The organism is Streptomyces sp. SPB074 (assembly GCF_000154905.1).
GTDB lineage: Bacteria > Actinomycetota > Actinomycetes > Streptomycetales > Streptomycetaceae > Streptomyces.
Genome location: NZ_GG770539.1, coordinates 770,853 through 772,104 on the forward strand (window position 1 = coordinate 770,853; position 1,252 = coordinate 772,104).

Genomic DNA, 1,252 nt, shown 5'->3' on the forward strand with positions numbered 1-1,252 from the left:
CGGTCCGGCCGCGCTGATGCGGTCGAGGCGGGTGAGCAGTTCGGTCTCGGCCGCGATGCGCTCCCGGGTGCGCCGCGCGAGCTCTTCCACGAGCCGCGCCGGGGCGAAGTCCGGGTCGTCCAGGGCGCGGCCCACCTCGCGCAGCGACAGGCCGAGCGAGCGCAGGCTCTCGATGTGGAAGACGCGCCGCGCGTCGGCGGCGGTGTACTCGCGGTAGCCGGAGGCGGTACGGCCGCCGGGGCGTACGAGCCCGATGGCCTCGTAGTGCCGGAGCATCCGCGCACTGACCCCGGACCTCCGCGACAGCTCACCGATCAGCACCGTTCACCACTCCTCCCGGCCACCCGGCCCTCGGCCGCTTCGGTCCGACCCGCCCCGGCACCGCTCCCCCGCCGTCCCGTCACTCCCCGGCCGGTCCCGGCGGTCCGTCGGGGCCGAGGGCGACGGCGCGCTTCACGGCCTCGATCGCCGAGGCGAAGCCCAGGGAGGGGTCCTGCCGCAGGCGCTCCGTGGCCAGCGCGTGCGCCCGGACCTCCGCGTCGGGGTCCTGTTCCCGCTCCGCGAGGACGGGGCGCGCCGCCTCGCCGAGGGCGATCAGCACTCTGCTCAGGCTGAGCCGCACGTCGGCGTCGCCGCGCCCCAGTCGCGCGGACAACGCTACGGCCAGCGCGCCCTCCTCGCCCTCGGGAACGAGGACGGCTGCCGTGCGCCACGCGGTGCGGGCCACCTCGTCGTCGGGATCGTCGAGCAGCGCGGGCGTGATCGCCTCCCACGTGGCCGGGTCCGCGATCTTCGAGAGCGTGTGCAGGGCCTGGGCGCGCGCCCGCGCGGACTCCGCGCGCAGCGCCGTCAGGAGCAGCGGTACGGTCAGCGCTTCCGGGTGCCGGATCAGCGCCCACGTCAGCATCTCCCGCACGCCGAACTCCGGCTCGGCCGCGCACCGCTCCACGAGCGCGCCGACGTACGCGGGGTCCGGCCGGGTACCGGCCTCCAGCGCCGCCCGCAGCCGTACGTCCGCCGCGTCGCTCGCGAGCGCCCGCAGAACCCGTGTCGTGTACGGGACCGCTTCCCGCATGGTCATGGCAGACCGCCTTCCCGCCCTGGTGCAGGGCTTGTCGCAGAGCGTCCAGTGAAGGGCTTCTCACCGTGTCAAGGTCAAACCTTTTCCGGGCGCGACCGGTCCCGGAGCCCGCCGACGTGGCGACCGCGCCCGCGATCCGGCCCCGCGAGGGGACGGGCCGCACCCGCCCGG

2 protein-coding genes are annotated in these 1,252 nt (G+C 76.2%); both read right to left on the reverse strand.

Going from position 1 to position 1,252, the window contains the following annotated elements; translation table 11 throughout:
- Positions 1–321, reverse strand: a 321-nt coding sequence (locus tag SSBG_RS03135; protein ID WP_008744779.1) for a MerR family transcriptional regulator, incomplete at its 3' end; no start/stop codon positions are given.
- 79 nt (positions 322–400) lie between these two features.
- Positions 401–1,081 carry a HEAT repeat domain-containing protein gene (locus tag SSBG_RS03140; RefSeq protein ID WP_008744780.1) on the reverse strand — a complete coding sequence of 227 codons (681 nt, stop codon included), beginning with the start codon at positions 1,079–1,081 and terminating at the stop codon, positions 401–403.
- Between the last annotated feature and the right edge of the window lie 171 nt (positions 1,082–1,252).